Here is a 14900-nt window from a genome sequence, read left to right on the forward strand (position 1 = left end):
AGTCAGCGTCCACCGATTGGCGGGATCGGGCGGCCCGACCGCACCGAATCGGGCACAATGGGCCGCCGTCGAGCCCTCTGCGCCGCCATGCCCGTCCCGCATTTCCTGTTTCTGCTGTTCATCTGCCTGCTCTGGGCCGGGAACTTCATCGCCGCGGCCTGGGCGGTGCGCATTCTCGAGCCGGTGACCTTCACGGTCGTGCGCTTCGGCCTGGTCCTGCTGTTGCTGGCACCCTTTCTGCGCGTGCCGGCGCGCGATCAGTGGAAGACCCTGCTGGCCTGCTGCTGGACCATGGGCGCCATTCATTTCGGGCTGGTCTTTCTCGCCCTCGGCCGCTCCGAGGATGTGTCGTCGATCGCGCTGCTGATGCAGATCTACGTGCCGATCTCGACCCTGATGGCGGTGCTGCTGCTGGGCGAACGCATCGGCTGGCGCACCACCAGCGGCATCCTGATCGCCTTCGGCGGCGTGCTGGTCATGGGGCTCGATCCGCTCGTCCTGTCGCAACTCGACGTCGTGGCCCTGGTGCTGCTGTCGGCCCTGTCGCTGGCCACCGGCACCATACTGATGCGTCGGCTCAAGGGAATCGGCGTGTTCAGCTTCCAGGCCTGGAACGCCCTGCTTTCGGTCGTCCCGCTGGGGCTGCTGGCCATCTGGCTGGAGACCCCCTCGGACGTGCTGCGGGTAACGATCGAACGCCCCGATGTCTGGTACGCGGTGGCGTACTCCGCCGTGGCCGCCTCGATCATCGGCCACGGCGGCTTCTACTGGCTGATCCAGCGCCACGAGGTCAACCTCATCACCCCGTTCCTGTTGCTGGTGCCCATCCTGGCGGTGCTGCTCGGGGTGCTTTTCTGGGGCGACCGGCCGGGCCCGCGCCTGCTGACCGGCGGCGGACTGGTTCTCGCCGGCGTGCTCTGGATCACCCTGCGCGCGCGCTGGCGCCGGCCGCCGGCGGGCGAGCCGGCACCGCCGGCCAGTTAGTGGAAACCAGTGGATTCAGAAAGCGTTCAGTACACGCAGTCATAATGACGGCATGAAACGCTCGCGACGATTCCGCCTCCTGCTCCCGGCAACCCTGGTACTGGCCCTGGTGGGTGCCGCCACGGGCGAGGCGCGGCCGCCGGGCGGCGAGCGCGGCTGGCCGCCGTCGAGCGAGCACTATCGGCTCGAACACCCGCAGCACCGGCTGGCTTACTGGTACGCCAACGAGTCCATGGACCAGGCGCGGCAGGCACGTGAAATGGTCTGCGGCTTCAGCGGCCAGCACTGGACGCTCGACTGGGAGGTTCACTACCGTTGGGCCCTGCGCGCCACGCCACGCCGTGCCTACCAGCGCGTGGAAGACCGCGACCGCCACCTGGCCACCTGCCGCAGCCGCAAGCTGCGCGACCACCAGCGCCCTTACTACCGCCGCGATCCCGACGGCTACGGCCGCGACTGACATTTTGCGTCACCCGGGGCGCGCAGCGCCTTCCCGTTCCCGCCACACCCATCCGGCCATTGGCATCCTCACACGCTTGTGTTAATGTACTATCACGTTAATACATTACTCGGCCATGAAGCAGCACGACCCCCAGCACATCGAAGCCAATCGCGCGGCCCGCTCCAGCCTGGCCGAGGCCCTGATGGCAATGCAGACACCGGCGGAAATGCGCGCCCTGCTCAAGGACCTCACCACGCCGGCCGAGCTCGAAGCCATGGTCGACCGCTGGCGCGTGGTGCGCTACCTCGACCAGGGCAAGCCCTACCGCGAGATCCACGACCTCACCGGTGTGAGTGTGACAACCATTGGGCGCGTGGCGCGCTACCTGGAGCATGGGAACGGGGGCTACCGGATGGCGCTGGAACGTATCAAGGAAGGAGCAGACTGATGCGTCTGAAATTTTCAAGGACCAAGCACCAAGTACCAAACAAGGACCAATGATCGAAACTCCAATTTCCAAACGATCGGGGCCCAACCGTTTCGGTCATTGTGAATTGGGACTTGTTTGGGAATTGGTGCTTGGAGTTTGATCATTCCAAGGGCAGGGACGGTCGCGAGCATCGAAACCGAAAACACATTGAATAGAGGCAACACGAAGTGAACCGTATCCAAATCGCCATCCAAAAGTCCGGCCGCCTGGCCGACAAGTCGCTGCAGCTGCTCGAGCGCTCGGGCCTGCATTTTGCACGCAGCAAGGACAAGCTGTTCTGGTACGGCCGCAACCTGCCGGTCGACCTGCTGCTGGTCCGCGACGACGACATTCCGCGCCTGCTGATCGAAGGCGTTTGCCAGCTCGGCATCGTCGGCGAGAACGTGGCCGAGGAAAAGGTGCTGGAGTACAAGCAGCACGAGGCACGCGAAGGTGAGCCCGAACTGCAGCTCGAAAGCCTCGGCCAGCTCGACTTCGGCCACTGCCAGCTCAAGCTGGCCGTGCCCGAGGATTCCCCGGCCACCTCGATCGCGGACCTGGCCGGCAAGCGCCTGGCCACGAGCTATCCGCAGCTGACCCGCCGCTTTCTCGCTGACAACGCCGTCGAGGCCGATATCGTGATGCTCAACGGCGCCGTCGAGATCGCGCCCAGCCTGGGCACGGCCGACGCCATCGTCGACCTGGTCTCGACCGGCACGACCCTGCGGGCCAACCACCTCAAGGCGATCGAGCCGGTCATGGCCAGCCAGGCGGCCCTCTACCGCTGCCCGCAGCGCATCGACGCCGAGGGCGAGACCCTGCTGGCCAAGCTGCTCACGAGGATCCGGGGCGTCCAGCAGGCGGCCGAGACCAAGTACGTGATGCTGCACGCCCCGCGCTTGCGCCTGGCCGAGATCAGCGCCATCCTGCCCGGGGCCGAGTCGCCCACCATTCTCCCGCTCGAAGGCCAGGACGACCGCGTCGCCGTCCACGCCGTGTGCACCGAGCAGGTCTTCTGGGAACACCTCGAGGAACTCAAGGCCGCCGGCGCCTCGGCCGTGCTGGTGCTGCCGGTGGAGAAGATGCTGGCATGAGGATCCTGGCCTGGAGCACCCTGCAAGGACGCGAGCGCGAGCAGCTGCTGGCCCGGCCGGCGCTCGAAACCACGAGCGAGTTGCGCGAGACGGTCGCCGCCATCATCCAGTCGGTGCGCGGCGGCGGCGATCGGGCCGTCCTCGACTACGGCCGCAGGTTCGACGGTCTCGAGCCGCGACGGCTGCTCGCCTCGAGCGAGGACCTGGTTTCGGCGGCGGACGAACTCGACCCGGCGCTGGCCGCAGCGATCGATACGGCCATCGGCACCGTCACCCGCTTCCACGAGGCGTCCCGGCCGGACGACCTGGTGGTCGAGACCGCCGCGGGCGTGACTTGCGAGGCGCGCTGGCGCGCGCTCGACCCGGTCGGGCTCTACGTGCCCGCCGGCACGGCCCCGCTGCCCTCGACCGCAATCATGCTCGGCGTGCCCGCGCGGCTCGCCGGTTGCCGGCGCATCGTCCTGGCCACGCCCCCGGGCGCGGACGGGCGCGCGGACGCGGCGGTGCGCTACATCGCCCATCGCCTCGAGATCGATACCGTGCTGGTCGCCGGCGGCGCCCAGGCCGTGGCCGCCATGGCCTACGGCACCGAGTCGGTGCCCAAGGTCGTGCGCGTGTTCGGCCCGGGCAATCGCTTCGTCGCCGAGGCCAAGCGCCAGGTCGCGCAGGACCCGGCCGGCGCGGCCATGGATCTTCCGGCCGGCCCGTCGGAGGTGATGGTCATCGCCGACGACAGCGCCGAGCCCGATTTCGTCGCCATGGACCTGCTCAGCCAGGCCGAGCACGGCCCGGACTCGCAGGTCTTCCTGGTCACCGACTCCGACCGCCTGGCCCGGGAAGTCGTGTTTTCGCTCGAACGCCTGACCGCCGAGCTGCCGCGCGCCGAAACCGCCCGCAAGGCGCTCGAGCACGGCGCGATCGTCACCGTCGATAACCTCTTCGAGGCGGTGGGCGTGGCCAACGACTACGCCCCGGAACACCTGATCATCGCCACGGCCAACGCGCGCGAACTGTGCGAGGACGTCGTCAGCGCCGGTTCGGTCTTTCTCGGTCACTACACGCCCGAAGCCCTGGGCGACTACATCTCCGGCACCAACCACGTGCTGCCGACCGGCGGCTGGGCCCGCTCGTACGCCGGCCTGGCGCTGACCGACTTCATGCGCCGCATGACCGTGCAGGAAGCCACGCCCGAGGGCCTGCGAACGCTCGGGCCGGACGGGGCTCGCCTGGCCGCGCACGAGGGCCTCGACGCCCACCGCCTGGCCATCCAGCTTCGCCTCGACCGGCTGGGAGAATCCTCGCGATGAACGTGGCCGATCTCGCACGCGAGGAAATCCGCGCGCTTGCGCCCTATGCCTCGGCACGGGCGTTGGCCGACAGCGCGGGCATCCTGCTCAACGCCAACGAGAACCCCTGGCCGCCAGAGGGCGACAACGGCCTGGCGCTCAATCGCTATCCCGAACCGCAGCCGGCAGCACTCCGGCGCAAGCTGGCCAGACACTACGGCATCGAGCCGGACAACCTGCTGATGACCCGCGGCAGCGACGAGGGCATCGACCTGCTCAATCGCGCTTTCGTGCGACCGGGCGAAGACGGCGTGATCACCTGCCCGCCGTGCTTCGGCATGTACGCCCTGTCGGCGCGCATCCAGGGCGCCAGGCTGCAGGAAATCCCGCTGCGCGAAAGCGACGAAGACTTCGAACTCGACCTCGACGGCCTGGCCGCGGCGGCACCGGCGAAGCTGCTGTTCCTGTGCTCGCCCAACAATCCCACCGGCGGCGGCCTGTCGGCCGAAACCGTGCTGGCGCTGGCGCGAGCACGCGCCGGGCAGGGCCTGGTCGTGATCGACGAGGCCTACATCGAGTTTTCCGAGCGCCAGTCCCTGGCCCCGCGCGTCGTGAACCAGCCCAACCTGGTCGTGCTGCGCACCCTGTCGAAGGCCTTCGGCCTGGCCGGCTGCCGACTGGGCGCGCTGATCGCCTCGGTTGAAGTCGTCGGGATCCTGCGGCGCATCATTCCGCCCTACCCGCTGCCCACGCCGGCGGTGGCCGCCGCCGAGGCCGCGCTGGAACCCGAAGCCGTCGCCGCCCGTCGCCAACAGCTCGACCTGCTGATGGACGACAAGCCCCGGCTGGTGCGTGCGCTCGAGGCGCATCCGTGCATCAGGCGCGTGTGGCCCGGCGAGGCCAACTTCGTGCTGGCCCGCGCCGACGACGGGCCGGGCCTGGTCACCGCTGCGGCGGCTGCCGGCATTCGCCTGCGCGACCAGTCCGCCCAGCCCGGCCTGGCCGACTGCGTGCGCATCACGCTCGGCACGCCCGAGGAAAACACCGCCTTGATCGAATTCCTGCGAGCTTGGAACCCATGAAGAAGATGCTTTTCATCGACCGCGACGGCTGCCTGATCGAGGAGCCGGCAGACGAACAGGTCGACTCCCTCGACAAGTTCCGGCTGATGCCCGGCGTCATTCCCGCGCTGCTCGATCTCAAGGCCGCCGGCTTTCGCTTCGTGATGGTCAGCAACCAGGACGGCCTGGGCACCGATTCCTTCCCCGAGGCCGACTTCCGCGGTCCGCAGGCCCTGCTGCTGCAGATCCTCGAAAGCCAGGGCATTGGTTTCGACGCGATCCACATCGACCCCACGCTGCCCGAAGACAACGCGCCCACGCGCAAGCCGGGTATCGGCATGCTGCTCGACTACCTGCGCGACCCCGAGCTCGACCGGCAGCAATCGGCCGTCATCGGCGACCGCGAAACCGACCTGCAGCTGGCCGACAACATGGGCCTGCGCGGATTTCGCGTCGGCACCGACGGCCTGGATTGGTCGGGCATCGCCCGGGCGATTCTCGATACCGCGCGCAGCGGTGAAGTCCGGCGACAGACGCGCGAGACCGATATCGCGGTGCGGGTTGACCTTGATGCCACCGCTCCGGTCCGCATCGAAACCGGCATCGGCTTTTTCGACCACATGCTCGAGCAGGTCGCCGCCCACGGCGGCTTCGCGCTCGAGCTCGAATGCAAGGGCGATCTCGAGATCGACGAACACCACACCGTCGAGGACTGCGCCCTGGCCCTGGGCGCGGCGCTCGACAAGGCGCTCGGCGACCGCAGCGGCATCGGCCGCTACGGCTTCCTGCTGCCCATGGACGAATCCCTGGCGCAGGTCGCCGTCGACCTCTCCGGCCGCCCGGCCATCGTCTTCGAGGCCGACTTCCCGCGCGAGTCGGTCGGCGCGCTGCACACCGAGATGGTCGAACACTTCTTCGCCTCCCTGGCGCAGGCCCTTCGATGCGCAATCCACGTGAAGGTGACCGGCGAAAACACCCACCACATGGTCGAAGCCTGCTTCAAGGGAGTGGGGAGAGCGTTGAGGCCGGCGTTGGCGAGAACCGGGTTCGGGATGCCGTCGACGAAGGGAATTCTCTGATGAAGGCAAATACGAAATCCGAAGCATCAAAAAGGAAAATCAAATTCGAAATTCGAATATCGAAATCCGAAACAAGCACGAAGCACGAAACTCGAAACGGCGGGTGTCCCGCCCGCCGCGTTTCGTGTTTGGGTTTTCGAACTTGTTTCGGATTTGGTGCTTCGGATTTCGAATTTCCGAGCCGTCTCGAAGGCAACCACGTCCAGGGACCATCCACATCATGACCGTAGCCATCATCAACTCAGGCGGCGCCAACCTGGGCTCGGTCCAACACGCCCTCGGCCGCCTCGGCGTCGAGTCGGTGCTCACGCGCGATTCCGCTACCATTCGTTCGGCCGAGCGCGTGATCCTGCCCGGCGTGGGCGCGGCGGCCTGGTCGATGAACGCCCTGCGCGAAGCCGGGCTGGTCGGGGTGATCCGGGAGCTGACCCAGCCGGTGCTCGGTATCTGCCTGGGGCTGCAGCTGCTGTTCGAGTCCTCCGAGGAAGGCGACGTCGACTGCCTGGGCCTGATTCCCGGACGCGTGCGAAAGCTCGAGGCCGGCGAACACCTCAGGCTGCCGCACATGGGCTGGAACCAGGTCGAGTGGACGAGCGACGACGATCCGCTGCGCCAAGGGCTGGACGGCAGCGAGTGGTTCTACTTCGTGCACGGCTATGCCGCGCCGACCGACCACGCCGTGGCGATCAGCGAACACGGCCAACCCTTCGCCGCGGTCGTGCGCCACAAAAACTTCGCCGCCTGCCAGTTCCACCCGGAAAAGTCCGCCGGTGCCGGAGCGCGGATCCTGAGCAACTTTCTGAACGAATGAATGGAACCGCAGATGAACGCGGATGAACGCAGATGGAAAGAAACTACTGGATCAGAAAACAGACGGTATCGACAATTGGCAATGCGCCTTTTCGTTGCAGCATGCAGGCGTTCTGGTTTTCAATAATCTGCGTTCATCTGCGTTCATCTGCGGTTAGAAAAAACACACAACCAACAACACCAGACCGACAAGGACAAGCATGCAACTGATACCCGCCATCGACCTGCGCGGCGGGCGCGTGGTGCGTCTGCAGCAGGGCGACTACGCGCGCGAGACGCGCTACGACGACGATCCGCTGGTGCTGGCGAAACGCTATGCCGACGCCGGTGCGACGCTGATTCATATCGTCGATCTCGATAGCGCCCGGGCGGGCGGTGACACCAACCTCGCCATCATCGAGCGCCTGTGCAGCGAGCTCGACGTCGCCATCCAGACCGGCGGCGGCGTGCGCTCGCGCGAGGATTTCCAGCGCCGGATCGATGCCGGCGCCGCGCGCGTGGTCATCGGCAGCCTTTGCGTGCGCGAGCCCGGGACCGTCGCCGAATGGCTGGCCGGGCCCGAAGGCGGGCGCATCGTCGCCGGCCTGGATGTTGCGCAGGCCGTCGACGGCGGCTGGATGCCGCGCGCGGCCGGCTGGACCGAGGCCGGCGACATCGACCTGTTCACGCTGCTCGAACGCCTGGTCGATTCGGGACTGAAGCACCTGCTGTGCACCGATATCGAGCGCGACGGCATGTTCGCCGGCCCGTCGATCGCGCTTTACGAATCGGTCTGCGACCGCTTTCCGTCCTTGTCCGTGCAGGCCTCCGGCGGCATCGGCTCGGGTGCCGACCTGGCCGAGGTCGCGCCCACCGGCGTGGCCGGCTGCATCGTCGGCCGCGCCCTGCTCGAAGGCCGCGTCGATTTGAGCGAGATTGCCCGATGGTCGCGGTAAGGCTCATTCCCTGCCTGGACGTGCGCGACGGGCGCGTGGTCAAGGGCGTGCGCTTTCGCGACCATCGCGACATGGGCGACATCGTCGAGCTGGCCGGGCGCTACCGCGACGCCGGCGCCGACGAACTGGTCTTCTACGACATCTCCGCGAGCCCGCAAAAACGCAGCGTCGACATCGCCTGGGTCGAACGGGTAGCGGAAGCCATCGACATTCCCTTCTGCGTCGCCGGCGGTATTCGCGACGTGGCCACCGCCCGCGCCGTGCTGCATGCCGGCGCCGACAAGATATCGGTCAACTCGCCGGCGCTGGAACGCCCGGCCCTGATCGGCGAACTGGCCGACGCCTTCGGCTCGCAGTGCGTGGTCGCCGGCATCGACTCCATCCGCGAGGACGGCCGCTGGCGCGTGCGCCAGTACACCGGCGACCCGGACAACATGGTCGACCCCCGACGCGACACGCTCAGCTGGGTCAAAGAGGTCCAGCGCCTGGGTGCGGGCGAGATCGTGCTCAACTGCATGGATTCCGACGGCGTGCGCGAAGGCTACGACGTCGAGCAGCTCTCGACGGTGCGCGCAATCTGCCGCGTCCCCCTGATCGCCTCCGGCGGCGCCGGCACGCGCGAGCACTTTCTCGAGGCTTTCAAGCAGGCCGACGTCGACGGCGCCCTGGCGGCTACCGTCTTCCACTCCGGTCAGATTGCCATTCGCGACCTGAAGGACTGGCTGCGCCATGAGGGTGTGATGGTGCGCTGGTGAAGGAAGGTTTCAGGTTTCAGGTTTCAGGTTTCAGGGGTGGCAGCTGAGAGGGATGCGGGTCGGCTGCGCCGTGAGATCGAAGAGTTCGCCGGTCGCGGATCCCGATCCGACAATGCGGCGAAGCCGCCCCGCACCGCTGGCCGATGCCTCCCCTGAAACCTGAAACCTGAACCCTGAAACCTTGATCAAACAACGGAGCCCCAACACATGACGAAGCAACGCGACCTCGAGAATCTCGATTGGAACAAAGGAGATGGATTGCTTCCCGCAATCGTGCAGGACGCCGACGACGGGCGGGTGCTGATGCTCGGCTACATGAACGCCGAGGCGCTCGAGGCCACGCGCTCGAGCGAGCGGGTGACCTTCTTCTCGCGCAGCAAGCAGCGCCTGTGGACCAAGGGCGAGAGCTCGGGCAATCACCTGGCGCTGGTCGATGTGCGCGTCGACTGCGACCGCGACACCCTGCTGGTGCTGGCCCGTCCCCACGGCCCGACCTGCCATACCGGCAGCGAGACCTGTTTCGGGGACGCGCGCCTGCCGGCGGTGGGCTTTCTCGCCGACCTCGAGCGCACGATCCAGTCGCGCGCGGGCACCGATCCGGCGTCAAGCTATACGGCGCGCCTGCTCGCCGAAGGCGTCAAGCGCTGCGCGCAGAAAGTCGGGGAGGAAGGTGTGGAAGTCGCGCTCGCCGCGGCTGCCGGCGAGCGCGAGGAACTGGAATCGGAAGCGGCCGACCTGCTCTACCACCTGCTGGTGTGCCTGCAGTCGGCCGGCAGTGACCTGGAATCAGTCGTCGATACCCTGATCAGGCGGCACAAGCGCTGAGTTCGAAACCGGCCTCGTAGTTGCGAAAGAAGTCGGTTTCTTCCTCCGCCTCGGCCAGTTCGGGGCGACCGAAGTAGTAACCCTGGAAGTGGGCAACACCGGCCTGGCGCAGCCATTCCAGCTCGGATTCGCGCTCGATGCCGGCGGCGATCGGCACGATGCCCAGCGCCTTGCAGCTGGCCACGACGCCGAGCACCATGGCCTGGCGCCGCAGGCTGCCGTGAATCCCGGCAATCAGTTCGCGGTCGAGCTTGACGAACTCCGGCCGCAGCACCGCCAGGCGCTTGAGGCCGGCTTCGCCGGTGCCGAAATTGTCGGCGGCAACGCGAAAGCCCCAGGCATTGGCACGAGCGCGCACTTCGGCGAGCTGGCGCGGGCTGCCCAGGCGTTCGAGGGAGTTGAACTCCAGCACGATCTGGCTCGGGCTGAAGCGGCTGGCTTCGACGGCCTCGGCGGTCGAGGCCAGCGCGGCCTCGAGGTTGTCCGGGTCGATCTCGGTGCAATTGATGTGCAGGTCGCCGCGAAGGCCGAGGCGGCTGGCTTCGCGGATGGCGCCCAGGCGGCAGGCCTGGTCGAAGTAGAAGAGGTTGTCCGGGCGAACAGAGGCGATGATCTGTGCCGGCGACTCGCCGGAGCAGCCGCGAACCAGGGCTTCATGACCGACCGTCCGGCCGCTCTGGCCGTCGACCAGGGGCTGAAAGGCAAAGCGGATACCGACATCGAGGACAGAAAGGTAGTCTTCGAGGCGCGTGTTGCTGTTGTCGAGATGCATTCCGGTCATGGTCCTTCCCCTTCCTAAGCTCTGTAGTGAGAGTTCTTGTCTGGGACCATTGTTGCAATCAGCGTGCCAAGCTTGTCGACCAACGTCCCGGCGACGACTTTAGCCGGCGCGGAAAGTGAACGGGTTCACGCTTATCGGCCTTGCCTGCGGACGCGCTGGCACGACCCGCCTGACCGGTTGCGGCGCGCCAGTGCCAATCTGCGTCAGCGAATGCGCTCGAGCAGTTGTCGCCGGCCGGCCAGCCGCGCCCAGAGGCGGCCGCAGACGAACCAGCACAGGAATGCCGCCTCGCGCAGGCTGGCGGCGAGATTGCCGGCAGCGAGGCGCCAGCGCGCCTCGGCGGCAACGGGCACGGCGTCCAGGCCGAGCTGGCGCGCGTAGGCCGTCACCCGGGCGAGGTGAAAACGGCTGCTCACGATCCCCAGCCTGGCCGCGGGCGGCAGCAGGCCGCGGGCATGGCGCAGGTTCTCGAACGTGTCGGTGGAAGCTTCCTCGAGCGCAATGCGGGCGGCGTCGAGGCCGCACTCGGATACCAGCCAGTCCCGCCCGACAGCGGCCTCGGAGGGCTCGCCGCCGCCGGCCAGCAACAGCCGGACGCCGGGCTGCTCGGTGGCCAGGCGGGCGGCGCGGCGCAGGCGCTGACGATAGATCTTCGAGGGCCGGCCGGCATCGAGCACGTATCCGCATACGATCAGCCAGTCGAGGCAGACCCGATCATCGCTTCGCACGGCCCGGTAGAGCACCCAGGCCCAACTCGCCAGAAAGACCAGTCCGCCGCTGGCGAGCAGCATCAGCATGCTGACCAGCAGCGATTCGCGCAGGGGCGGATCGGCGAGGGCGCCGCGCAGGCTCAGGTTCGATACGGTACTCATCGCTGGCCGGCCTTTCGCATTAAAAACGACGCCATATAATGTCAGGCGACATCCGGGATTGCGAGCACCCCTCGCCCTGCCTATACTGGCGCACCCCTTGCAGCGGCCCGCGCGGCGCGCCCGGAATACCTCGAACCGCATGAAAGACCTGCATATTGCCGCCATGACCCTGACCTGTGCCGCCGGCACCGGTCTCGACGCCGTCCGCTCGGCCCTGGCCGAAGGCCGCAGTGGCCTGCGCCCCAACGACTACCCGCACTGCGGCCTCGAGACCTGGATTGGTCGGGTCGAGGGCGTGGAAGGCATCACCCTGACGGGCGATCTTGCGCGCTTTCAGTGCCGCAACAACCAGCTCGCCGAGCTGGCCCTGCAGCAGGACGATTTTCGCGCCCGGGCCGCGGCCCTGCTCGAGCGCCATCGCCCCGAGCGCGTCGCCTGCGTGGTCGGCACGTCCACGGCCGGCATCAGCAGCACGGAACGCGCCTACCGCGAGCTCGATGCCAACGGCGAGTTCCGGGACGAGCACGTCATGCCCTGGGTGCACACGCCGCATACGTCAGCCGCTTTCGTCGCCGCGGCCCTGGGCCTGGAAGGGCCGGTACAGACCGTCTCCACCGCCTGCTCGTCCTCGGCCAAGGTCTTCGCCACCGCCGCGCGCCTGATCGAGTCCGGCTGGGCCGATGCCGCGGTGGTCGGCGGCGTCGACAGCCTCTGCCTGTCGGTGCTCTACGGCTTCCATTCCCTGGAGCTGGTCTCGCCCGATCCCTGCCGACCCTTCGACCGCCGCCGCAACGGCCTCAACCTGGGCGAAGCGGCCGGTTTCGCTATCGTCGAGCGCGCGCCCGATGATTCGCTCGCCCGGCTGCTCGGCTGGGGCGAGACTTCGGACGCCCATCACATGGCCTCGCCCCACCCCGAAGGCGCCGGCGCGATCGCGGCGATGCGCCGGGCGCTGGACCGCGCCGGCATGGCGCCCGGGGAGATCGGCTACGTCAACTGCCACGGCACGGCCACCCCCATGAACGACCGCATCGAGACCGCCGCGCTCAAGACCGTCTTCGGCGCGCCGCCGCCGGCTGGCTCGACCAAGGCCTGGACCGGCCATACCCTGGGCGCGGCCGGCATCACCGAAACCGTGTTCAGCGCCCTGACCCTGGTCGACGCTTACCTGCCCGCCAGCCTCAACTGCGATGAACCCGAGCCGGAAGCGGCCGACTTCATCCTGCGCGCGGGCCGGCGCGAGAAGGTCGACGCGGTGATGTCCAATTCCTTCGGCTTCGGCGGCTCCAACTGCACACTGATCCTGGGGGCGGCATGAGTGAAAACCTCCGCATTCTCGGCTGCGGCCTGAGCGCCCCGGGTCTTCCGGATATCGACGCCCTGTCGCAGGTCCTTGCCGGCGCCGAGCTGGGCGAGGAAAAGCCCGGCAGCGCCAGCATCTCGCTGCTGTCACCGCGCGAGCGCCGGCGTTGCCCGGAGACCGTGCGCCTGTCCATGGCAGCGGCCGAACAGGCCTGCCGCGCGGCCGGTGTCGAACCCGCCGAGCCCGACGCCGTGTTCAGCTCGGGCATGGGCGACCTGGCCATCAGCGATTACATGTGCCGCACCCTGGCGGATACGCCCGATCTGCTCTCGCCGATGCGCTTCCACAACTCGGTGCACAACGCCGCGGCCGGCTACTGGTCGATCGGGTCGGGCGCGCGCGGCGATGTCACCGCGCTCAGCGGCGCGACCGATAGCCTGGTCGCCGGGCTGATCGAAGCCGACAGTCGCGTGCGGGTCGAAGGCCGGCCGGTGCTTCTCGTCGTCTACGACGCCGCCGCCGACGGCCCCATGCGCGCCGTCTGGCCGGCGCGCTATCCCTTTGCCTGTGCATTCGTCATCGGCAATGCTGACGGCGAGGGCGGCGCCATGACGCTCGCGCCCGAACACGGCATCGACGCAGACGACTGTCCGCCGCTGCCCGCCGCGCTTGCCGAAAGAGTGACCGACAACCCGGCCGCCCGCGGCCTCCACCTGCTCGCCCTGGCCCTCGGTCATCACCACGGGCCGCTGCGCCTGGCCGCACGACAGGGCCCGGGGCTGCGCATCGAAGCGGCGGCATGACGACCGCCGCGGTCATCCCGGCCCACAACGAAGTCCGCACCATCCGGCCCCTGGTGGAAGCCGTGCGCGAGAAGGTCGACCTCGTCATCGTCGTCGACGACGGCTCGAGCGACGGCACCGGCGCGGCGTTGGCCGACCTCGACATCCGCCTGATTCGCCACGACAGCGCCGGCGGAAAGGCCGCGGCCCTGGCGACCGGCTTCCAGGCGGCGCTATCGGCCGGCGCGCAGCTGGTGGCCACGCTCGACGGCGACGGCCAGCACGAGCCCGGGGAGCTCGACCGCCTGCTGCACGCCGCGCGACAATACCCCGACCACCTGGTCGTCGGCGCCCGCATACGCCAGCGCCATCGCCAGCCGGGCATCCGTCGCTTCGCCAACCGTTTCGCCGATTTCTGGATCTCCTGGGCCGGCGGCCAGCGCCTGCCCGACAGCCAGAGCGGCTACCGCGTCTACCCGCGCGGCCTGATCGAGCAGGTCCGGCCCTCGACCGCCCGGCGCCACGGCTTCGTCTTCGAAACCGCCATGCTGATCGACGGCGCGCGCGCCGGCTACCCGGCCGTGGCCGTCGAGATCGACAGCATCTACCGCGACAATGCCCGGGCCAGCTACTTCCGCCCCGGACGCGACGTGTGGGAGATCTTCTGGTTCGTGTTCCGGCGTATCCTGCTCGCCGGCCTGTATCCGCGCGGTCTCTGGCGCATGCTCACCCGCCCGGCGCGCTTTGCCTGAAGGCTAGACCCCGGGGTAGACCCGGTGGTCCTCGTAGACCGAGCGGTCGTGGAAGGGCATGTCGGCGACGTCCCCCGGCCCGATGCCCAGCTTCTCGTCAACCCGGCGCAGTTCGTCGATCAGTTCCCGCCGCCGTTCGCCGTCGATATGCCGCCGCTTGAGCGCCGACAGGGTCGACTTGCGCGAGCGCTCGAGCGACAGCCGCTCCTTGCGCGAGAGTTCTTGCGCGGCCGAATGCGCCCGCCCCGCGTTTCGGGTCCGCTCGCTGGTCCGTCCCCCGCCGGCAGTGGTCGAGGCACGCTCCGGCGGGTCGACCGCGGCAGCCGCCGGCCCGGCCTCCGGGGCCCGGTGGCCCTGGTGGGGACTGGCGTCGACCTTCTCCTCGCTGCCCGTGTCGGATCCACAGGGCAGGTCCGAAAAGGTGACCGAACCGTCGCGCCCCTCGCAGCGATAGACCTGCTGCGCCCCGGCAACGGACGCAGCGAGCGCGAAAACCAGGGTCAGTGCAATGGCGGCTTTACGGGTTTCCATGGGTTTTCCTCCTGCGCTGCATGGTGACAATCTAGCAAGTACCAGCGCCCCGTCCCAGTCGGAGAATCGCCCGAATCCGTGTAGGAATCCGCGCCGGCTCGCCGCCACGATCCATCGATCGGTCACGGCCCGAGGGCTA

The 14900-nt window shown here is 68.3% G+C and carries 17 protein-coding genes; 14 read left to right on the forward strand and 3 right to left on the reverse strand.

Features of this window, described 5'->3' with window-relative positions; genetic code table 11:
• The first annotated feature begins 57 nt into the window (after positions 1-57).
• From ACDC67_RS10310 to hisIE, 11 genes are all read left to right on the forward strand, one after another.
• Positions 58-984, forward strand: a complete 927-nt coding sequence (locus ACDC67_RS10310; protein ID WP_376692867.1) for a DMT family transporter — start codon at positions 58-60, stop codon at positions 982-984.
• A gap of 52 nt (positions 985-1036) precedes the next feature.
• Positions 1037-1444 (forward strand): hypothetical protein, encoded by a 408-nt coding sequence (locus ACDC67_RS10315; protein ID WP_376692869.1) that lies wholly within the window; start codon positions 1037-1039, stop codon positions 1442-1444.
• Between the two features lie 115 nt (positions 1445-1559).
• Complete coding sequence (locus ACDC67_RS10320; RefSeq protein WP_376692870.1) at positions 1560-1874, forward strand: YerC/YecD family TrpR-related protein; 315 nt, start codon at positions 1560-1562, stop codon at positions 1872-1874.
• A gap of 209 nt (positions 1875-2083) precedes the next feature.
• Positions 2084-2989: an ATP phosphoribosyltransferase gene (gene hisG, locus ACDC67_RS10325; RefSeq protein ID WP_376692872.1), complete on the forward strand. Its 906-nt coding sequence runs from the start codon at positions 2084-2086 to the stop codon at positions 2987-2989.
• Positions 2986-4296: a histidinol dehydrogenase gene (gene hisD, locus ACDC67_RS10330; protein ID WP_376692874.1), complete on the forward strand. Its 1311-nt coding sequence runs from the start codon at positions 2986-2988 to the stop codon at positions 4294-4296. The genes hisG and hisD overlap by 4 nt, the downstream gene beginning before the upstream one ends.
• Positions 4293-5357, forward strand: coding sequence for a histidinol-phosphate transaminase (gene hisC, locus ACDC67_RS10335; RefSeq protein ID WP_376692876.1), 1065 nt, complete (start codon positions 4293-4295; stop codon positions 5355-5357). The genes hisD and hisC overlap by 4 nt, the downstream gene beginning before the upstream one ends.
• The gene (hisB, locus tag ACDC67_RS10340; protein WP_376692878.1) at positions 5354-6415 is read left to right on the forward strand and encodes a bifunctional histidinol-phosphatase/imidazoleglycerol-phosphate dehydratase HisB; all 1062 of its coding nucleotides are present in this window, start codon (positions 5354-5356) and stop codon (positions 6413-6415) included. The genes hisC and hisB overlap by 4 nt, the downstream gene beginning before the upstream one ends.
• 220 nt (positions 6416-6635) lie before the next feature.
• The gene (hisH, locus tag ACDC67_RS10345) at positions 6636-7226 is read left to right on the forward strand and encodes an imidazole glycerol phosphate synthase subunit HisH (protein WP_376692879.1); all 591 of its coding nucleotides are present in this window, start codon (positions 6636-6638) and stop codon (positions 7224-7226) included.
• Positions 7227-7425: 199 nt separating this feature from the next.
• The gene (locus tag ACDC67_RS10350; RefSeq protein ID WP_376692880.1) at positions 7426-8160 is read left to right on the forward strand and encodes a 1-(5-phosphoribosyl)-5-[(5-phosphoribosylamino)methylideneamino]imidazole-4-carboxamide isomerase; all 735 of its coding nucleotides are present in this window, start codon (positions 7426-7428) and stop codon (positions 8158-8160) included.
• Positions 8148-8915, forward strand: coding sequence for an imidazole glycerol phosphate synthase subunit HisF (hisF, locus tag ACDC67_RS10355; protein WP_376692882.1), 768 nt, complete (start codon positions 8148-8150; stop codon positions 8913-8915). The genes ACDC67_RS10350 and hisF overlap by 13 nt, the downstream gene beginning before the upstream one ends.
• Before the next feature lie 207 nt (positions 8916-9122).
• Complete coding sequence (gene hisIE, locus ACDC67_RS10360) at positions 9123-9740, forward strand: bifunctional phosphoribosyl-AMP cyclohydrolase/phosphoribosyl-ATP diphosphatase HisIE (RefSeq protein ID WP_376692884.1); 618 nt, start codon at positions 9123-9125, stop codon at positions 9738-9740.
• Here hisIE and ACDC67_RS10365 read toward each other — a convergent pair.
• Both ACDC67_RS10365 and ACDC67_RS10370 read right to left on the reverse strand, forming a co-directional pair.
• On the reverse strand, positions 9721-10521 hold the full coding sequence (locus tag ACDC67_RS10365; protein WP_376692886.1) for an EAL domain-containing protein: 801 nt from the start codon (positions 10519-10521) through the stop codon (positions 9721-9723). The two genes, hisIE and ACDC67_RS10365, sit on opposite strands and share 20 nt — an antisense overlap.
• Before the next feature lie 203 nt (positions 10522-10724).
• Positions 10725-11393: a YdcF family protein gene (locus ACDC67_RS10370; RefSeq protein ID WP_376692888.1), complete on the reverse strand. Its 669-nt coding sequence runs from the start codon at positions 11391-11393 to the stop codon at positions 10725-10727.
• A gap of 139 nt (positions 11394-11532) precedes the next feature.
• Here ACDC67_RS10370 and ACDC67_RS10375 point away from each other — a divergent pair, with 139 nt between their 5' ends.
• The 3 genes from ACDC67_RS10375 to ACDC67_RS10385 are packed head-to-tail and all read left to right on the forward strand — an operon-like array spanning position 11533 to position 14230.
• Positions 11533-12711, forward strand: coding sequence for a beta-ketoacyl-[acyl-carrier-protein] synthase family protein (locus tag ACDC67_RS10375; RefSeq protein WP_376692890.1), 1179 nt, complete (start codon positions 11533-11535; stop codon positions 12709-12711).
• Positions 12708-13499, forward strand: coding sequence for a beta-ketoacyl synthase chain length factor (locus ACDC67_RS10380; RefSeq protein WP_376692891.1), 792 nt, complete (start codon positions 12708-12710; stop codon positions 13497-13499). The genes ACDC67_RS10375 and ACDC67_RS10380 overlap by 4 nt, the downstream gene beginning before the upstream one ends.
• Positions 13496-14230 carry a glycosyltransferase family 2 protein gene (locus tag ACDC67_RS10385; RefSeq protein ID WP_376692893.1) on the forward strand — a complete coding sequence of 245 codons (735 nt, stop codon included), beginning with the start codon at positions 13496-13498 and terminating at the stop codon, positions 14228-14230. Before ACDC67_RS10380 ends, ACDC67_RS10385 begins: the two co-directional genes overlap by 4 nt.
• Positions 14231-14233: 3 nt before the next feature.
• Here ACDC67_RS10385 and ACDC67_RS10390 read toward each other — a convergent pair whose 3' ends face one another.
• On the reverse strand, positions 14234-14761 hold the full coding sequence (locus ACDC67_RS10390; RefSeq protein WP_376692895.1) for a DUF4124 domain-containing protein: 528 nt from the start codon (positions 14759-14761) through the stop codon (positions 14234-14236).
• Between the last annotated feature and the right edge of the window lie 139 nt (positions 14762-14900).

Origin of the sequence: Wenzhouxiangella indolica, assembly GCF_042310355.1 — a bacterium.
GTDB lineage: Bacteria > Pseudomonadota > Gammaproteobacteria > Xanthomonadales > Wenzhouxiangellaceae > Wenzhouxiangella.